Genomic DNA, 16,340 nt, shown 5'->3' with positions numbered 1-16,340 from the left:
CGGGCGCCCCCGCTACCCGGCCGCGCCGAGCGCCTCCGTGCGGGCCTCGATCGCCCGCAGCACCGCGATCATGTCCTCGCCGCCGTGCCCGAGGGCCACCGTGTCGGTGAACAGCGAGTGGCAGACGTCGAGCAGCGGCGAGGCCACGCCGGAGGACCGCGCCGCGTCCGCGACAAGGCGGTTGTTCATGAGGACGTCCAGTGCCGCGGCCTGCACGCCGAAGTCCCGCGCGAGCAGCTTGGGCGCCTTCATCCGCGAGACGCCGCTCGCCATCGGCCCGGCGTCGAGCACGTCGAGGAACAGCTTCGTGTCCAGGCCCTGGCGCTCCGCGAAGTGGAACGACTCCGAGAGCCCCGTGACCGTGGTGATCAGGAACAGGTTCACCGCAAGCTTCATCAGGAGCGCACCCGGCACCTGACCGCACAGGAACGTCTCCCGGCACATCGGCGCGACGAACGGCCGCACCTCGGCCACGTCCCGTTCCGCGCCCGCCAGCATCGCCACGAGGAGCCCCGCCTCCGCGGGCTCGCGCGACCCCGACACGGGCGCCTCCACATACCGCCCGCCCGCGGCCCGCACCTCGGTGCCGAGCGCGCGCGAGTACTCCGGCGAGGTCGTCCCCATGTGCACGACCGTGTGCCCCGCGACCCGGGCGCCGAACGCGGGCGTGTCCCGGCCGAGCGTCGCGTCGATCGCGGCGCTGTTGGCCAGCATCAGGATGACGACGGGGGCCTTCGCGAACACCTCGTCCACGTCCACCGCCACCCGCGCCCCGGCCGCGCGCAGCGGCGCGCACCGGGCGGCGGTGCGGTTCCAGACGATCAGCTCCGCCCCGGACCGCGCCACTTGGAGCGCCATGGGCTGCCCCATGACACCGAGACCAATGAACCCCACGTCCATCCCGAACTCCCGTCCCCGAACGTCGAGGCCGTGCGGCCGAGGTCATCGGCCAGGCCGTCTATGACGGCTGTCATAGTAGCGGGGGAAGTACGGTGCGGCACAGAAGAGTTCGTGCGGCGAGCGGATCACGACGTACGAGGTGACGCGGCGAGGTGGAGGCGACAGCGTGACGGCAGGTGAGGCGTCCGGGCGGGGGCCGCGTGAGCGCATGGTGTTCAGCGCGGCCCAGCTGCTGCGCCGGGGAGGCGTCGGCGCCACCGGCATGCGGGACGTGGTGGAGCACGCGCGGGCGCCGCGCGGCTCGCTCCAGCACTACTTCCCCGGCGGCAAGGAACAACTGGTCAACGAGGCCGTGGAGTGGGCGGGCCGGTACGCGGCGCGGCGCGTCGCGCGGTTCGTGGCGGCGCTGCCCGAGCCGACGCCGAGCGGGCTGTTCGCCGCGATGGTGCGCCAGTGGACGGACGAGCTCGCGACGGCCGGCGAGACATCGGGCTGCCCCGTCGCCGCGGCCGTCGTGGACCGCGCCGACGCGTCCGAGTCCACCCGGAAGGCCGCCGCGGCAGCCTTCGCCACCTGGACCGGCCCGGTCGCCGCGGCGCTCGCCGACATGGGCGTGCCGCCCGCCCGCGCCGAAGCAGTCGCCACGCTCATGATCAGCGCGGTCGAGGGCGCCCTCCTGATCGCCCGCGCCGAAGGGGACGTACGCGCTCTGACGACGGTGGCACGGGAACTCGGCCCGCTCCTGGACGGGGCGGTCGTCCGGGACTGACCCGCCCCGCCGCACCCGCGCCGAACCCCCAGGTCCGCCGCGCCCCCGCGCTACCCCCGCACCTCCGAAGCCGCCGCCATCCGCCGCGCGTGCACCAGCGCCTCGAGCACCACCGGATGGTCCAGGTGGCGCGCGACAAGCACCAGATGGTCGCGTTCCGCGGCGGCGGGCACGTCCTCCCCGGGCAGCGCCGCGAGGAGCATGTCGATGTCGGCGGGAGGCAGTCCGCGGCCGCGCGCCTCGGCGGCGTACAGGAGCGTCGCCGCCGCCTGCGCCGCCACGACGTCGAAGCCGACGAACCCGCGCCGCACCAGCTGGTCCACGGCCCGGGCGGGCGCACTGCTCATCCAGGGGCTGAGGCTGCGGGCGCCGTCGCGGATCTCGACGAGCCTGCGGGACAGGGCGATCCGGGTGTCCCAGCCGCCCCAGAGGAGGCCGGGGGCGAGGACGAGCTGCGGGTCGGCGCGCACGACGGTCTGCCACAGCGGGCGCAGGGCCTGGTAGTCGCGCCGCTCCCGCCTGCGCGCGGTGACCGAGAGACGGACCAGGCTGTAGTTGGCGACGAGGCCGCTGACGGCCGTGGTCAGCCACGCGGCCTCGGCGAAGCCCTCGAGGCGCAGGCCGCCCGCCGCGCCGGCCAACGCCGTCAGGACGCACAGGACATGGAGCATGTCGAGGGCGACGGCCAGCGCGAACTCAAGGACGCACCGCCGCAGTTCGGGAGTGAGCCGGGTGCCGGCGGAGGCCAGCAGCGCGCGGCAGCGCCGCACGGTGCTCGTGACGACGGCGGTCAGCATGGCGAAGTACACGAGGTGGAACGCCACGGCGTCAGGGCTGTGCACGTAGTCCGGGGCGAAGAGCAGGGGACGTGCCTCGCCGCTCGGGTCGGCCCGGGCGTAGAGCACCGCCATGGCGACGACCGTGGCCGCGTAGAACGGGGCCCAGGCGAGGACCGTGCGCCGGGGCGCGCCGCCCGTCCGGCACTCGGGATGCCACAGCACCGCCATCAGATGGGCGTGGCCGACGCACAGCAGCCCCAAGGTGTTCACGAGCAGGGCGGACAGATGAGGCGCGCCGAACGCGGTGTCGACGGCGCGGTACACGGCGGGCGTGGCGAGCAGGAAGATGACGCTCGCGAGGAACAGGGACGAGGCGGAGAGCTTGACCAGGGCCGCCGGTTCGCGCCGGGCGGCCAGTGCCTTGCCGGTGGCCAGGCACAGGGCGATGGCGGCGGCGGTCAGACCGACCGCCGTCAGGGTCGCGTGCCACATCACAGACCGGAGCGCCGGTTGGCGAAAGAGGCGAGCGGCGCGGTGTGGCCGCCCTCGTCATCGAGGGACAGCATCAGCATGCCGACGGTGGCGAACACCTCCGCCGACCACTCCTCGTCCTCCTCGTAGCCGGTGCGCAGCTGCACGGGCCGGGTCAGCACCTCCCGCACCACGTCGGCGGGCAGCGAGGGCATCTGCTCGGCGACGACGTGCGGCTCGATGAGGTCGCAGGCCGTGACGGCGTGCGGATCGACGTCCGCGGGGCTGGAGCTGAGCAGGTGGTACAGCTCGTGCAACAGGACGTGCAGGCCCTGGCGTTCGCTGGTGTTGGCGGTGATGACGATGGTGTCCTCGGCCTCCCCCTGCACGCAGAACCCGCTGATGTGCGGGGGCAGGGGCAGCTTCTGGACGGTGATGGCCCGGCCGCGATCGAGGGCCACGGTGTCGAGGAGCGTCTGCAGCCCCTGGCCGGGCCGCAGACCGAGGTCGTCGTGGATGATGCGGATGGCCCGCCGCCGCGCCCTCGCCCAGGCGCGGCGCTTGCGCACGGCGGAGCGGACGCGGTGCGAGACGTCGGCGACGCGCGCCCGGCCGGTGTGACGCCACGCGGCGGGTGCGCCGACGGTCGGCACGGGTCAGCTCTCCCGGCTCGGTCCGGTGGCGGGCCGGGCGCGCCCGACGCCCGGTGGCGGCACGGCTCTTCGCGCCGGTCGAGCCCGTCGCGCCGACGCCGCTCTTCGTTCCGGTTCCGCGAGACACGGGACCTGTGCCCGTGCGCTGGCGCCCTTCATAGGCCGTTCACGCTCCCCGTTCCCTACGTGACGGGCCTGTGCCCGCTGACCTGCGCAGGGACAGTATCAGGCTGGTGGCGTAACGGTTCGGCGGCACCGTGTGTCAGCCAACGGACCGCGAGGGTCCGGAATATGGACCGCGGCGCTGGTCGTGCGGCGATTCCCGGCACAGGGCGAACACTGTACGGTCAGGGCGCGTGTCAACAATTGAAGACGACGCTGGCCGGGGACGGTTGAGGCGGATACTCTCAGGGCGCCCCAACGAGTTCCGTGGCCCATGGAGACCTTCAGGTGAACGCAGCCGACCACCAACCGGCGCCCGGACACGAGATCGCCCGTCTCCTCGCCGACGTGGACGCCTACGCCCTGCGTCTTGGCACCTCGCGCGGCCGCCTGCTGGACGTCGTGCTCATCTCCCGCGCGACCGGCATCGAGCCGGAGCGGGTGCGGGCCCTGCTCGCCGGCGAACTCCCCGAGGAGGAGCCCCGCGAGAAGAACGCGCGGGAGGGCTTCCGCAAGGCGCTGTTCCAGCAGCGCCTGCGTTTCCTGCAGCGGACCCGGCTCAAGGACACCCCCGCGGGCAAGGAGCCCTACGGCCTCAGGGAGATCTCGCGGGCGACGGGCATCTCGGCGCAGCACGTGTCGAACCTGCTCAACGGCGAACGCGGCGCGAACCACGACCACGCGGCGCGCCTGGAGCTCTTCTTCCGGGCGCCGGAGGGCTTCTGCTCCCGCACCGAGGGCGCCGCGCTGATCGCGTACCTGCGCCGGATGGTCAACGAGGACCTGCCGAAACTCGCCACGCGCGCGGTCCTGCAGGAGCTCGGCGCGCGCTCGGTGGCCCTGCGCAGCACGGCGGACAGCGCCCAGATCGACACGCTGCGGGACCTGCTCCCGGCCCTGGACGAACTGGTCAAGGTGATTCAGGGACGCACGCCGGGCGGGGGCCCGGAGGGCGGCGGCGGGCGTCCGTAGCGCGGGTGCGCTACGCGCGTTGTGGTGCATCGGGAACACCGACGTGGTGCGCTCGCGGCTTCATTCGAGGAGCACGCCCATGACATGCGTCGTTCTCAATCGTTGACACCGCCTGTGATAGTGCATCAGGATCTGTCTCACGCCAGGGCCGGGGGCAGGCCGGCTCTGACGGGGAAGGAAGCCTGCCCGGATGTTCCATTCGTCCGCATGACCTGATTTCGGGGTTCCCGCGTGGGGGCGGGGGAAGCCCGACGACGAGTCATCGGTCCTGCTCATGCCCCGATCGGCCTTCGTGCCGCGTCGCCGTACGCTGGGTGCCCGCCCAACTGCGCCGTCGTTCTCGGGGACTGGTCGGCCCCTGCGAATGGAACGAGCGTTTCGTCAGGTGATGCCAGGACCGTCGCGGCCCGTACCGGGGTCGCGGTGGGGCGGGGAGGAGCGATCAAAAGGTGACGACACCAATCGGCACCCCGAGCTCCTTGGTGGTGCGGCCCAAGGAAAGACAGCGGTCACGGTCCCGAACGGGACCAGCGGAGCCCCTGCCCGGGGGAGCCCGCCGCTGCAGGGAGCGAGCGACGCCCGTCCTCGCTCCCGCTGGGCGGGGGTGGGGCCCCTGCTCGCCGAGCCACCTGATCCTGATGAGCCGTGCTCACGCCATGACGGGGCTAATTCAGGAAGATGCCATGGATGCTACTGCTACGTCCCTAGCCGCTTCGGCAGGGGCCATCATCGCCGATGAGCATGGCGATGTACTGATGGTGAACCCGATGTACACGGCCTACTGGAACCTTCCCGGTGGCCATGTCGAAGCGGGGGAGAGCCCGAGTGCCGCCTGCGCCCGGGAAGTCCGTGCGGAGCTCGGCCTGGACGTCGAGATGGGGGACCTGCTCGTGGTCGCCTGGGTCGACTCCGACGGCTTGATGCCTCGCGTGTACTACATCTTCGACGCCGGAGAGGTCACCGCCGAGCAACGGCGTGCCATCACGCTGCGGGAGGACGGCGCGGGGCAGTACCGCTTCGCGTCCCCGGAGCGGATCGACGCGTCGCTGATTCCGCCGTTCGTCAAGCCCATGTGGGAAGCGGCGCTCACCGCCCGCAAGGACAAGCGCCTTGTGTGCATCGAAGTGGAGGTGTGACAGCGTGACCGCTCACGCCAGGTGAGCGGGGAGCGGGGGAGAGGACGACAGACGAACGAACGAGAAGCACGGGAGAGATCCGAGCCGACCGGTCCCTGTCCCGATGCCTCACCCTCGCGCAGGACCAGGAGCCGCCGCCCCGCCCGGGCGGCGGCTCCGCGCATGTCCCGGCAACGCAATACCGTTCAGCGCGTTCTTAACGCTTTCCTGTCGACAGGACGCGCCACCTCGCCCTCCGACCCGGCGCGCCTCCCTCCCGGGGCCCCCAACTTGGCCTGAGAACCGGTGGGTACGCGCCCCCGGCCGTGTCATCGTGGACCATCGAATGGTATGGACCTGACAAGTCTGCCCGGGTCGCGCGCCGCCACGGCGAGCGGCGCGCGCGGGTGTCGGCGTCCGGATCGATGAGGGGAGCGCACAGATGCGCGGGTCGACGGTCTTGCCCGGTACGAGTCAGGAGAACGGCAGCGACCCCGGCGCGGGCGGCCTGCCGATCCACCGCCTCGAGGTGCCGATGCCCAACACGCTGCCCTTCGCCATCGGCACCTTCGACACCATCGGTCCGATGTCCCGGGCCTCCTTCCCGCACCGGCACACCTTCCACGAGATCGTGCTCGTCACCGGCGGCACCGGCAGTCACGTCGTCGACCTGACCCGCTTCACCCTCCGCCCGCCCCACCTGTGCTTCATCGCGCCCGGGCAGGTGCACTACTGGGACGGCGTCCGGGGCCTGGAGGGCTGTGTCGTCGTGTTCACCGACGACTTCCTCCTGGAGCACCCCGCCGACCGCGCCCTGCTGCGCCGCCTCGGCCGCCGCCCCTGGCTCGAGCTGCCCGAGCGGGACGCGGACTGGGCCGCGCGCCTCGTCGCCGAGATGGACCACGAGTACCGCACCGGGGCCGAGGGCTTCGGCGGCGTCCTGCGCGCCCTCCTGCACATCCTCGTGGTGCGCGCAGGACGCCTCCCCGCCACCGGCCGCCCGCACCCGCACGGCGCCCCGGCCCCGGACGCCGCCCGCCCCGCCCCCGCGGCGGCCCAGTTCGTCGCCCTGGTGAGCACGGCCCGGGCGCTGCCCTGGTCCGTGCGCGACTGCGCCGGACACCTCGGCGTCTCGGTGAGCCACCTCAACGAGGCGGTGAAGGCCGCCATGGGCCGCACCCCGGGCGAACTGCTCCGCCAGGCCCGGGTGCACGAGGCGAAACGCCTGCTCGCCTGCACCGACCTGACGGTACGTCAGGTCGCGGACCGGGTGGGGTTCGGCGACCCCGCGTACTTCTGCCGCTTCTTCCGCCGCGAGACCGGCGCCACTCCCGGCGACTTCCGCCGCGGCGGTGGCGATATTCACCACGACCACCGCATTGCGTCCATCGCCCCGCCCGGGCCCGCCGCATAGCTTCTTAGCCGATCCCCACCCCCCACCCAGGAGGAGCGATGGACGGCGACACGCCCACCAACGGGCACGACATCAGCGGCGCCCCGACCGGCGAGCCCACGGACCCGCCCACGCCCGCACCGCGCCCGGGCCCCAGCCGCAAGACGGTGCTCCGCGCCGCCCTGGCCGCGGGTGTCGCCGCGCCGGTGGCGATGATGGGCGTCCCCGCGCTCGCCCGCACCAGCGCGGGCACCGGCAAGGCCCCCGAGGTCACCCCGTCCTGCGACGACGGCGACGACCCGACACCACCCCAGACGGAGGGCCCCTACTTCAAACCCAACTCGCCCCGGCGCACCTCGCTCATCGAGCCCGGCACCCAGGGCACCCGGCTCACCGTCACCGGCTATGTGTTCGGCCTGGCCTGCCTGCCGATCCCGCAGGTGCTCCTCGACTTCTGGCAGGCCGACGCCCGCGGCGCCTACGACAACGTGGGCTTCCGGATGCGCGGCCACCAGTTCACCGACGCCCGCGGCGCGTTCACACTCACCACGATCTTCCCCGGCCTCTACCCCGGCCGCACCCGCCATCTGCACGTGAAGCTGCAGGCGCCGGGACGCCCGGTCCTCACCACCCAGCTGTACTTCCCGAACGAGCCGCGCAACAACACCGACCCCATCTTCGACGCCCGGCTGCTCATGAACGTACGGGACGTCGGCAACACCAAGGAGGCCGACTTCGACTTCGTCCTGCGGGTGCCCCAGACCCCCGGGCCCACCGACCCCCCGACCCAGCCCCCGGGCGGCACCTGGGCCATCGGCACCGGCTACAAGGCCGGTGACCGCGTCACCCACGACGGCCGCGCCTACGTCTGCCTCCAGGGCCACACGGCCCAGCGCGGCTGGGAACCGCCGTCGGCGCCGTCGCTGTGGCGCGCGGTCTGACCCACCCGCGCGGCCGCGCCTGCGCCGCGGTGCGCTTCTGAGACGTACGAGGTGGGACGTACGAGCGGACGCGGCGCCCCGGGTGCATCCGGGTCGCCGCGTCCGTGCGTCAGCCGCGGCGCACGAGGTCGCGCACGAGGGCGAAGGACCGGTGGCGGTCGGGGGTGCTGTGGACCGGGGTGACGGTCATCAGCTCGTCGGCGCCCGTGGCCTCGACGATGCGGGTGAGCGCGGCCTCGACCGAGTCGCGGGTGCCGCGGGCCTGCTGGGCGACGAACGCCCCGAGCGCCTGCTCCTCCTCGGCGGTGAACCGGTGGGCGGCCGCGGCGGCGGGCGTGGGGAACGGCCGGTCGGGGTGGCCCTGGAGGATCGCCGCCTTGATGATGTCCATGGGCCTCGCCAGCTCCGCGGCGCGCTCCTCGGTGTCGGCGCACACCGTCTCGACGCACACCAGGACGCGCGGGGCGTCGCTCCAGCGCGAGGGCCGGAAGGCGTCCCGGTAGCGCTTCAGGGCCGCGAGGGTGTTGTCGGGCCGGATGTGGTGCGCGAACGCGATCGGCAGGCCCAGCGAGGCAGCGACTTCGGCGCCCGCGTCGCTGGACGCGAGGAGCCAGGGCTCGGGCAGTTCGCCGATGCCGACGTCGAGCAGGTGGTCCAGGGTCGCCGCCACGTCGCGGCGGTACTCGTCGTCGGTCGCGGGGTCGGCGCCGCGGCGCAGCGCCCGGGCTGTGGGCTCGTGGAAGGTGCCGGGACCGCGGCCGATGCCGAGGTCGATGCGGTCGGGGTGCAGGGTAGCGAGCGTGGCGAACTGCTCCGCGACGGTGATCGGGGCGTGGTTCGGGGCGAGGACGCCGCCGGAGCCGAGCCGGAGGCCGGTCGTGGTGGCGGCGGTGTGGGCGGCGAGGAGCGCCGGCGGGAAGGCGCCGATGGCGAGTGAGTGGTGGTGTTCGGCGAACCACAGCCGGTGGTAGCCGAGGCGGCTCAACTCCTGCGCGCTGCGCTGGCAGTTGGCCAGCGCGTCGGCAGGGGTGGTGCCGGCTTCGACGATGGACACCTCTAGGGCGGAGAGCGGAAGATCGATCACCCCGCCAGGATAGGACGGGCGCCGGGCGGGCCTCCGGGGGCCGCCGTGCACGCCTCGTGCGTCCGGCCGCGCGGACTCTCTCGGGGCGACGTCCGGAACCCACCACCGCACGCCCCCGCCGACGCCCGCCGCGCTCTGGCCATTTCCCTCCCGCACCGCGAGGATGCGTTGCCCCCGGGCCGCCGCACCGCGCCAGGGGCCGGACGGGAGGAAGGGCACCGCGATGGGCACACACGCAGCGCCGCGCACCCGCAGACCCACACTGGTCGCCGCCGTGGCCGCCACGCTCCTCGCGGCCCTGCTCGGCATCCCGCGCGCGGACGGGGCGCCGCGCTCGGCCGACCTCTGTCGCACCACGGGCACCGCACTGCCGCGCGGCGACTGCGGCCCGTTCTGGCAGGTCCTCGCGGAGGACTTCGACGGCGACCGGGTGCCGCTCGGCTCGTTCAGCGACTGCGACCACCACGTCGACACCTCCGCCGCGTACTGCGGCGGCCTGCGCGGCTCGTACCGCGACAACTGGTGGGCGTACCCGACGGGTTGGCGCGACACCGCCAACGACCGGGACCGTTCCGTCGTCGGCGTCTACCACCCCGAGGACACGGTGAGCGTGGGCCCTGCGCAGAACGGCGACGGGCGCATGCGCATCCGGATGTGGCGGCCCGACGACGGCGGGCCCGTGCACGCGGCGGCCGTCGTACCGCGTGCCGTGATGCAGATGAAGTACGGCAAGTACAGCGCGCGCATCAAGGTCACCAAGCTGGCGCCCGGCTACAAGTCGGCGTGGCTGCACTACGGCGGCGGCTGCGAGATGGACCACCCCGAGGGAGAGTGGACGGGCTCCCTGAGCGCTTTCCACCACCCGTGCGGCGGTGGCGAGCAGGGCTCGTTCCAGGGCGCCGACGACTGGACCGAGTGGCACACCGTGTCGACGGAGTGGACGCCGGGCCACGTCCGCTTCTTCGTGGACGGCCGTCAGGTGGGCCACGACACCCGGAATGTGCCGGACCGCCCGCTGTCCTGGGTGCTGCAGAACGAGAGCGCGCTGGAGGGGCCGACGGCGGCGCCGGGCAGCAGCGCGCAGCTCGAGGTCACCTGGGTCGCCGCGTACGCGTACGGCTGGAAGTGAGGCGGGTCCGTCCGCGCCGCGCCGTCCCGGGGGTGTCGGGCGCGGCGCGGACGGGTGCGGGGGCCGGTCAGTCCCAGCGGTAGCCGTCGCCGAAGTTCAGGGTGTGCTCGAGCACGTCCTCCATCGGGTCGTCGATCTGGCCGGTGTTGACCAGCCCGATGACGGGGCCGTTGTGGGAGCCGCTGTGGTGGGTCTCGTCGGCGTGTGCCGCGCCCGTCGACAGGGCGAACGGCACGGCACACACCGCAGCCACCAGTACCCCGCGTGCGGTCTTGCGCGTCCAACTGCTCTTCACTGCGTGCTCCTTGATCCCTCGCCCTGCCGGGTCCGCGCACCGCCCGGCGGGGGCGGGCCGACACCCGGGAGAACAGCCGTTCCGGCCGTCTCGCGGTGCTCAACATCGGACCCGGCCACGAGGTCACCGAAGATCATACGAACGTGTCGGTACGACCGGTGCGCCGCGACCGGACGGTCCGGCGGATGGGCCGACACATTGGTGTGGTGACGTGTTGATGCGGTGAGAGGACCGCTGAGCTGGGGTGTTCGGCAGGGATGGCGTGAAGTCGATGCTCCGTCCGTGCAGGCGGGGAGCGTGCGGGGCCGCCGGAGCGGGAGGGATTCCCAAACGGCGCGTTGTGGGGGCGCGGGGGAGGGCTGTCCGGGCGAGGCGGGCGTGCTCGGGGCGGGCTCGCGCGCTGTGGTGCTTGTGGGGTCCGGGGCCCGGACATGAGTGTGCGCCCGGGCGGGACGGACCGCCGGGCGCGGTGGACGGCCTGATGTCGGCTCGGCGCGGGTGGCCCGACGACACGGCGGGTTCCGCGCCGTCGTCGACTGCCCGTGCGGGGCCTCAGTGGCCGTGCGGGATGAGCCGGCCCACCGCCTTCCACGTCGCGAGGATGCCGCGACGTTCGACGTCGGGCGGTCCGGCCGGGGCGGGGACCTTGGCCGCCGGCTGCCGGAACGCGAGCGGTTCCCAGTCGCAGGGAGGGGCGGGGGAGTGGGCGAACGCGCCGCCCCGGCCCGCGCGGTCCGCCGCGGCGAGGTCGTCGTCGTGCGCCTTGAGCCCGACGCTGACGAACGTGAGGAGGAGCGCGACGTCGATGTCGCAGTCGAGGAGCACGGTGATCCACGACGCCCCGGGGCGCACCCGGATCGCGGAGCTGTGGGCCAGCTGCGGGCGCAGCCGGTCGACGGCCGCACGGGTCAGACACACGTCGGCCGCCCCGTCGGAGTGGAAGTGGACGATGTCGTAGCCCGTCGGTCCCGGCGCCCCCACGATCCCGAAGGAACGTCCGACAGCGCACCGAGGAGAGCCACTTACGAGGTTCGGCCACGACTCCAGCTCGGTCATGGCGCGTTGTGCCGCGGTCATAGGTGCCATCGTCGCGCGGATTTCACCCTGCCAACTACCCCTGTTCACGCATCGCTTGATGAGGAACGCGGTTCTCGGCCACCCCATCTCAAATGAAGATCGCGAGGTCACACCACCGCGCGGCCCGGAGCGCCGCCGCGCGAGGGCGCCGTGGCCGAGCGCGCGCGGACGCCCCCGACGCGTGACGCACGTTACAGAGACTCCCGGGAACTCCCTCACCCGCCCGCTCGACCCTTGGACCGGCCAGGTCACCACCCGACCGGGCCCGCACCACCGTCCGGCACCCAGGAGAGCACGTCATGCCCGCCGCACCCACCGCCCCCGCCCCCGTCGACGGGCCACCGACCCCACCACCGGACCCATCGCCGCGCCGCTCGGCGCTGGCCCCGCTCCGGCCGCTCGCCCTGCGCCTGCACTTCTACGCCGGCGTGCTCATCGCGCCGTTCCTGCTGGTGGCCGCGGTGACGGGGCTGCTCTACGCCGGTTCGTACACGGCCGAGAAGATCGTGTACGCCGATGAGCTGACCGTGCCCGTCGGCGACCGGAAGCTGCCGGTGGCGCGGCAGGTCGCCGCGGCCCGCGAGGCCCACCCGCGGGGCGAGGTCAGCGCGGTCCGGCCGGCGGCCGGGGACGGGGAGACCACCCGGGTTCTGCTGTCGGGCGTCCCCGGCGTGGACCCCGAGCGCACCCTCGCCGTGTTCGTGAACCCCTACACCGCTGAGGTGCGCGGCGCGCTGGAGCAGTACGGCTCCAGCGGCGCGCTGCCGCTGCGCACCTGGGTCTCCGAGCTCCACCGCGATCTGCACCTGGGCGAGACGGGCCGCCTCTACAGCGAGATCGCCGCGAGCTGGCTGTGGGTGCTCGCCGGTGGCGGCCTGGTGCTGTGGTTCGGGCGGCGCCGGGCCCTGCGCAAGGTGCGGGGCTCGGCGGGCCGCCGCCGCACGCTGACGCTGCACGGAACGGTGGGCGTGTGGACGGCCGCCGGGCTGATCTTCCTGTCGGCGACGGGGCTCACATGGTCGGCGTACGCGGGGCAGAGCATCGGTGACCTGCGCGAGGCTCTCGGGCAGACGACGCCGACGGTGTCGACGAGCCTGGCGTCCACAGGGGAGTCCGGGGGCGCGGGGGAGCATGCCGAGCACGGCGGGAACGCGTCCGGTGGCGCGGGCGGTGCGGGCGAGCCGGGTACGTCGGACGGCGCGAAGGACGTCGGGCTCGACACCGTGCTCGCGGCTGCCCGTGACCGGGGGATCTCCGGTCCGGTGGAGGTCGTGCCGCCGGCCGACGCCTCGTCCGCGTACGTCGTCAAGGAGATCCAGCGCGGACTGCCCGGAAAGCAGGACTCGGCCGCGGTCGATCCGGCCACCGGGAAGGTCCTCGACGTACTCAGGTTCGACGACTACCCGGTGCTCGCCAAGCTGACGCGGTGGGGGATCGACGCGCACAGCGGCACCCTGTTCGGTCTGGCCAACCAGGTGCTCCTCGGCGCCGTCGCCCTCGGTCTTGTCCTGCTGATCGTGTGGGGCTACCGCATGTGGTGGCAGCGCGGACGGGGCAGCGCCTTCGGCCGCCCGCTGCCGCGCGGCGCCTGGCAGCACGTCCCGGCGTACGTCCTGGTGCCGTTGATGGCCGCGGTCGCGGTGCTCGGCTACTTCGTGCCGCTGCTCGGCATTCCGCTGGTGGCGTTCCTGGCCGTGGACATCGTGCTGGGGGAGATCGCGTACCGGCGCGGGAAGCGCAGTTACGGACCCGCCGACGCCTGAACCCCGGTGGCGGCCCCGGTGGCGCGGAGGCGCTGGAGAACGTGAAGCGTCGGCGGCCGACAGGGGCCGCCGACGCTTCGGCGTTCGGGCGGGGCTCAGCAGCTCAGGTTGCCGCCGGGGCCGACGCCGAGGACCTGCGTGAAGGCCTTGTACTTGTCGATGCGGCTCTGCACCTGCCCCGGGTTGCCGCCGTTGCACTCCAGGCTGCCGTTGATGGAGCGGATGGTCTCGCCGAATCCGGCGCCGTTGACCATCGCGTTGTGCGGGGTCATGGTGCCGGGGCCGTTCTGGGTGTTCCAGTACCAGAGGCCCGTCTTCCAGGCGACGGCCGCGTCGTTCTGGACCAGGTCGGGGTTGTGCAGCAGATCGATGCCGAGCGCGTCGCCCGCGGCCTTGTAGTTGAAGTTCCAGCTCAGCTGGATGGGGCCGCGGCCGTAGTACTTGTCGTTGCCCGCAGGGCAGCCGTAGGGCTGGGTCTTGTCGCAGTAGTGCGGGTAGTTCGCCTGGTTCTGCTCCACGATGTGGACCAGACCGCCCGTCTCGTGGCTGACGTTGGTGAGGAAGGCGGCGGCCTCCTGCTTGCGGACGGTGTCGCTGCCGGTGTTCGTGAACCCGGGGTACGCGCTGAGCGCCGCCGTGAGGCCGTTGTACGTGTAGAACGGATTCCGGCTCGGGAACATCTGGTTGAACTGGGACTCGCTGACGATGAACGCCGCGGCCGCCTTGTCGGACGAGGACGTGTCGGCCCTGTCCGTCTTGTCGGCCGACGCCGGCGACGCGAACGTCATCAGCGCGGCGACGGACACGGTGGCGGTCAGTAGTCCGAGTATGCGAGATCGCATGGCTCACTCCATGGGGGGACGCCGAAGAACGGCGGTGTGAAGTGCGGATGTGGGGTTCGGTCCGCGTGCCGGAGCGCGGGCCGCCGCAGGCCGGACGGTGGGTGTGGGCAGCCAAGTGCCCGCCGGACAACGGGATTCCGCTTCGTTGGACTAGACCATACCGATAGACGTGTCCGCGTCAAGGGTGTGAACGATGTGCACAGGGGGACGCGTTGACGTCGGCGGCCGCGGCGGCCCCACCTGACGGTGCGGGCGTGCCGGTCGGTTCAGCGCCGCGTGAAGACGGCGCTGAGGGTGTAGGGACGGTCCATGGTCATCGTCACGTGCTCGTCGGTGATGTCGTGGCGCCGGCCGTCGACGATCCAGGCGCTGACGCGGTAGCCGGGCGCGGGCCTGGCGGTGACGGCGACGGTGGTGCCGGGAGCGTAGGGGCCGTGGACGGCGGGGCGGATCGTGCCGTTCGGGCTGGATTCGAGGGTGAGGCGGTGCCGGGTGCGATTGACCTTCAGGGTCCGGTAGTCGGCGACGATGGGGGCTGTCAGCCGGGCCAGGGCGGCGTTGTTGTTGTTCGCGTCCCCGAGGGGCTGGCCGTCGACGGTGTTCTCGGTGTTGGAGTACTGGTTGACCGGGCTGCACGGGCGGCCGCAGTTCTCGGCGTACGCCATCACGGTGTGGTAGTCGCGGCGCGGAGTGATCCAGCCGGTGCCGTAGGGGGCGTTGAGCAGGTGCTGGTACCCGCCGGGGAGCTGCTTGTCGAGCGTCGTCCGGTCGTGGAACAGCGCGAGGTTGTGGCCCAGTTCGTGCCCGAGGTTGTACCAGTCGACGAGGGACTGGACGTCGACGACGGAGTAGGCCAGCTCGCTGTCCATTCGGCCCTGGGTGGGCAGGCTGCCCTGTCCGGAGGAGCCGTTGGGGACGTCGTTGACGACGGTGACGAGGTCGACGCCCAATTGCTCGCGGTAGCGGTGCGCCGTCGCGCCGAGGACGGGGTCCTGGGCCCTGGAGAGTCTGTTGTGCATGACGGCGGCCGTCTGGTCGCCCCAGTACTGGGTGTTGTAGCTGCCGACGATGTCGATGCTGGCCGCGACGTTGCTGTCCGCAAGGGCCTGGTTCATGTAGGACTCGGCAAGCCGGAGCCGGGCCAGCATGGCCTGCTCGCTGCCGAGGCGGCGTACGGCGGGCGGGGTGTATCCGGCGAGGACATCGATGACGACGGGGTCGGCGGGGTCGGCGGGCGCGCGGTTCCTGAGGGAGTCGTGCAGCTTCCGCGCGGCGTCCTTGCCGAGGACGGCGTTGTCGGGCTTGGGGCGGCGGCGCGCGTCCGGATCCTCCTCCGTGATCCGCACCCGCGGCTGCTTCCCGGGCAGGGTGGTGAGGTGGTAGGCGTACGTCTCCAGGTCGATCAGCGCGTCGACGGCGGGCGGTACGTTCTTCTTGACGGGCGCGCACACGTGACTCGCGGAGATCACCGCCTGGTCCTCCGGTGCCCCCTTCACATGTCCGGTCCAGGTCACGGTGTCCCCGTCGACCTCGCGGCCGTCCTGGACGACGGTGACGCGGACGTCGGGAAAGAGCTCGAGCGTGTGCTCCTTGGCCTGGCTGAAGCCCCCGGAACCACACAGCCACTGGTAGTCGGCGACATCGAGGTCGACGGTGCGCTCCCGCAGCACGTCCTTCTCGTTCGCGGACGGTCCAGGGTCCGCCGACAGGGTTACGGCACCGGCATCGGCCGGCACAAGGGACAGAGCGGTGGCACAGGCCAAGGCCGGCCAGACGGTGGCGCGAAGGCGCGGACGTTGCGTCGAGAACATGGCGCAGCCGTTCCACTGCGCGTGTGCGGGGCAAGCGGACGTGGTGCGCAGATCACCCGAGCGCGCTGGGTCGGGCACTCACATGGCCGTTGGTCCGGGGGAGGGAGGTGGGAACACGTGCACCGCGGCCGGGGCCGTGGGAGCGCCCCCCGGCTCGCACCATGAGCCGTCGGCGGTGACGGCA

At 72.9% G+C, this 16,340-nt stretch carries 15 protein-coding genes; 7 read left to right on the top strand and 8 right to left on the bottom strand.

The features are described 5' to 3' along the window. Positions 1 to 12 precede the first annotated feature (12 nt). Positions 13 to 900, bottom strand: a complete 888-nt coding sequence (locus tag AB6L24_RS01800; RefSeq protein WP_405651208.1) for an NAD(P)-dependent oxidoreductase — start codon at positions 898 to 900, stop codon at positions 13 to 15. A 208-nt stretch (positions 901 to 1,108) separates the two neighbouring features. Here AB6L24_RS01800 and AB6L24_RS01795 point away from each other — a divergent pair, with 208 nt between their 5' ends. Further along, positions 1,109 to 1,669 carry a TetR/AcrR family transcriptional regulator gene (locus AB6L24_RS01795; protein WP_405656997.1) on the top strand — a complete coding sequence of 187 codons (561 nt, stop codon included), beginning with the start codon at positions 1,109 to 1,111 and terminating at the stop codon, positions 1,667 to 1,669. 50 nt (positions 1,670 to 1,719) lie between these two features. On the opposite strand, the gene AB6L24_RS01790 is transcribed toward AB6L24_RS01795, so the two are convergent. After that, a complete protein-coding gene (locus AB6L24_RS01790; protein WP_405651206.1) occupies positions 1,720 to 2,940 on the bottom strand; it encodes an MAB_1171c family putative transporter in 1,221 nt (406 codons plus the stop codon). Beyond that, complete coding sequence (locus AB6L24_RS01785; protein WP_405651204.1) at positions 2,940 to 3,572, bottom strand: hypothetical protein; 633 nt, start codon at positions 3,570 to 3,572, stop codon at positions 2,940 to 2,942. Before AB6L24_RS01785 ends, AB6L24_RS01790 begins: the two co-directional genes overlap by 1 nt. 450 nt (positions 3,573 to 4,022) lie before the next feature. Between AB6L24_RS01785 and AB6L24_RS01780 the strand changes: the two genes are divergently transcribed. The 4 genes from AB6L24_RS01780 (at position 4,023) to AB6L24_RS01765 (ending at position 8,155) form a co-directional block, all read left to right on the top strand. Next, positions 4,023 to 4,706: a hypothetical protein gene (locus tag AB6L24_RS01780; RefSeq protein WP_405651202.1), complete on the top strand. Its 684-nt coding sequence runs from the start codon at positions 4,023 to 4,025 to the stop codon at positions 4,704 to 4,706. A 683-nt stretch (positions 4,707 to 5,389) separates the two neighbouring features. Further along, a complete protein-coding gene (locus tag AB6L24_RS01775; protein ID WP_380849991.1) occupies positions 5,390 to 5,842 on the top strand; it encodes an NUDIX domain-containing protein in 453 nt (150 codons plus the stop codon). Between the two features lie 421 nt (positions 5,843 to 6,263). Further along, complete coding sequence (locus AB6L24_RS01770; RefSeq protein ID WP_405651200.1) at positions 6,264 to 7,235, top strand: AraC family transcriptional regulator; 972 nt, start codon at positions 6,264 to 6,266, stop codon at positions 7,233 to 7,235. A 38-nt stretch (positions 7,236 to 7,273) separates the two neighbouring features. Then, positions 7,274 to 8,155 carry a carbohydrate-binding protein gene (locus tag AB6L24_RS01765; RefSeq protein WP_405651197.1) on the top strand — a complete coding sequence of 294 codons (882 nt, stop codon included), beginning with the start codon at positions 7,274 to 7,276 and terminating at the stop codon, positions 8,153 to 8,155. A 109-nt stretch (positions 8,156 to 8,264) separates the two neighbouring features. Here the strand turns inward: AB6L24_RS01765 and AB6L24_RS01760 are convergent, their stop codons facing one another. Beyond that, positions 8,265 to 9,239, bottom strand: a complete 975-nt coding sequence (locus AB6L24_RS01760) for an MsnO8 family LLM class oxidoreductase (protein ID WP_405651195.1) — start codon at positions 9,237 to 9,239, stop codon at positions 8,265 to 8,267. 223 nt (positions 9,240 to 9,462) lie between these two features. On the opposite strand from AB6L24_RS01760, the gene AB6L24_RS01755 reads away from it, so the two are divergent. Next, positions 9,463 to 10,368, top strand: coding sequence for a glycoside hydrolase family 16 protein (locus AB6L24_RS01755; protein ID WP_405651193.1), 906 nt, complete (start codon positions 9,463 to 9,465; stop codon positions 10,366 to 10,368). Between the two features lie 67 nt (positions 10,369 to 10,435). Here AB6L24_RS01755 and AB6L24_RS01750 read toward each other — a convergent pair whose 3' ends face one another. Then, entirely contained in the window at positions 10,436 to 10,663 is a 228-nt protein-coding gene (locus AB6L24_RS01750; protein WP_405651191.1) for a hypothetical protein, read from the bottom strand. Between the two features lie 552 nt (positions 10,664 to 11,215). Then, complete coding sequence (locus AB6L24_RS01745) at positions 11,216 to 11,719, bottom strand: luciferase family protein (RefSeq protein ID WP_405656995.1); 504 nt, start codon at positions 11,717 to 11,719, stop codon at positions 11,216 to 11,218. Positions 11,720 to 12,039: 320 nt separating this feature from the next. Between AB6L24_RS01745 and AB6L24_RS01740 the strand changes: the two genes are divergently transcribed. Further along, the gene (locus tag AB6L24_RS01740) at positions 12,040 to 13,503 is read left to right on the top strand and encodes a PepSY-associated TM helix domain-containing protein (RefSeq protein ID WP_405651189.1); all 1,464 of its coding nucleotides are present in this window, start codon (positions 12,040 to 12,042) and stop codon (positions 13,501 to 13,503) included. 95 nt (positions 13,504 to 13,598) lie between these two features. Here the strand turns inward: AB6L24_RS01740 and AB6L24_RS01735 are convergent, their stop codons facing one another. Continuing rightward, positions 13,599 to 14,345: a chitinase gene (locus AB6L24_RS01735; protein ID WP_405651187.1), complete on the bottom strand. Its 747-nt coding sequence runs from the start codon at positions 14,343 to 14,345 to the stop codon at positions 13,599 to 13,601. Positions 14,346 to 14,611: 266 nt separating this feature from the next. Then, positions 14,612 to 16,015 (bottom strand): reprolysin-like metallopeptidase, encoded by a 1,404-nt coding sequence (locus AB6L24_RS01730; RefSeq protein WP_405651185.1) that lies wholly within the window; start codon positions 16,013 to 16,015, stop codon positions 14,612 to 14,614. Positions 16,016 to 16,340 lie beyond the last annotated feature (325 nt).

The organism is Streptomyces sp. RK9 (genome assembly GCF_045070545.1).
In the GTDB taxonomy this organism is placed as follows: Bacteria; Actinomycetota; Actinomycetes; order Streptomycetales; family Streptomycetaceae; genus Streptomyces; species Streptomyces alboflavus.
This window is presented reverse-complemented; position numbering and strand designations above follow the sequence as displayed.

Excerpts from the sequence above, each read along its gene's own strand:
- AB6L24_RS01800 (WP_405651208.1), bottom strand. The coding sequence starts at position 900 with ATGGACGTGGGGTTCATTGGTCTCGGTGTCATGGGGCAGCCCATGGCG.
- AB6L24_RS01795 (WP_405656997.1), top strand. The coding sequence starts at position 1,109 with ATGGTGTTCAGCGCGGCCCAGCTGCTGCGCCGGGGAGGCGTCGGCGCC.
- AB6L24_RS01790 (WP_405651206.1), bottom strand. The coding sequence starts at position 2,940 with ATGTGGCACGCGACCCTGACGGCGGTCGGTCTGACCGCCGCCGCCATC.
- AB6L24_RS01775 (WP_380849991.1), top strand. The coding sequence starts at position 5,390 with ATGGATGCTACTGCTACGTCCCTAGCCGCTTCGGCAGGGGCCATCATC.
- AB6L24_RS01770 (WP_405651200.1), top strand. The coding sequence starts at position 6,264 with ATGCGCGGGTCGACGGTCTTGCCCGGTACGAGTCAGGAGAACGGCAGC.
- AB6L24_RS01765 (WP_405651197.1), top strand. The coding sequence starts at position 7,274 with ATGGACGGCGACACGCCCACCAACGGGCACGACATCAGCGGCGCCCCG.
- AB6L24_RS01755 (WP_405651193.1), top strand. The coding sequence starts at position 9,463 with ATGGGCACACACGCAGCGCCGCGCACCCGCAGACCCACACTGGTCGCC.
- AB6L24_RS01745 (WP_405656995.1), bottom strand. The coding sequence starts at position 11,719 with ATGACCGAGCTGGAGTCGTGGCCGAACCTCGTAAGTGGCTCTCCTCGG.
- AB6L24_RS01740 (WP_405651189.1), top strand. The coding sequence starts at position 12,040 with ATGCCCGCCGCACCCACCGCCCCCGCCCCCGTCGACGGGCCACCGACC.
- AB6L24_RS01735 (WP_405651187.1), bottom strand. The coding sequence starts at position 14,345 with ATGCGATCTCGCATACTCGGACTACTGACCGCCACCGTGTCCGTCGCC.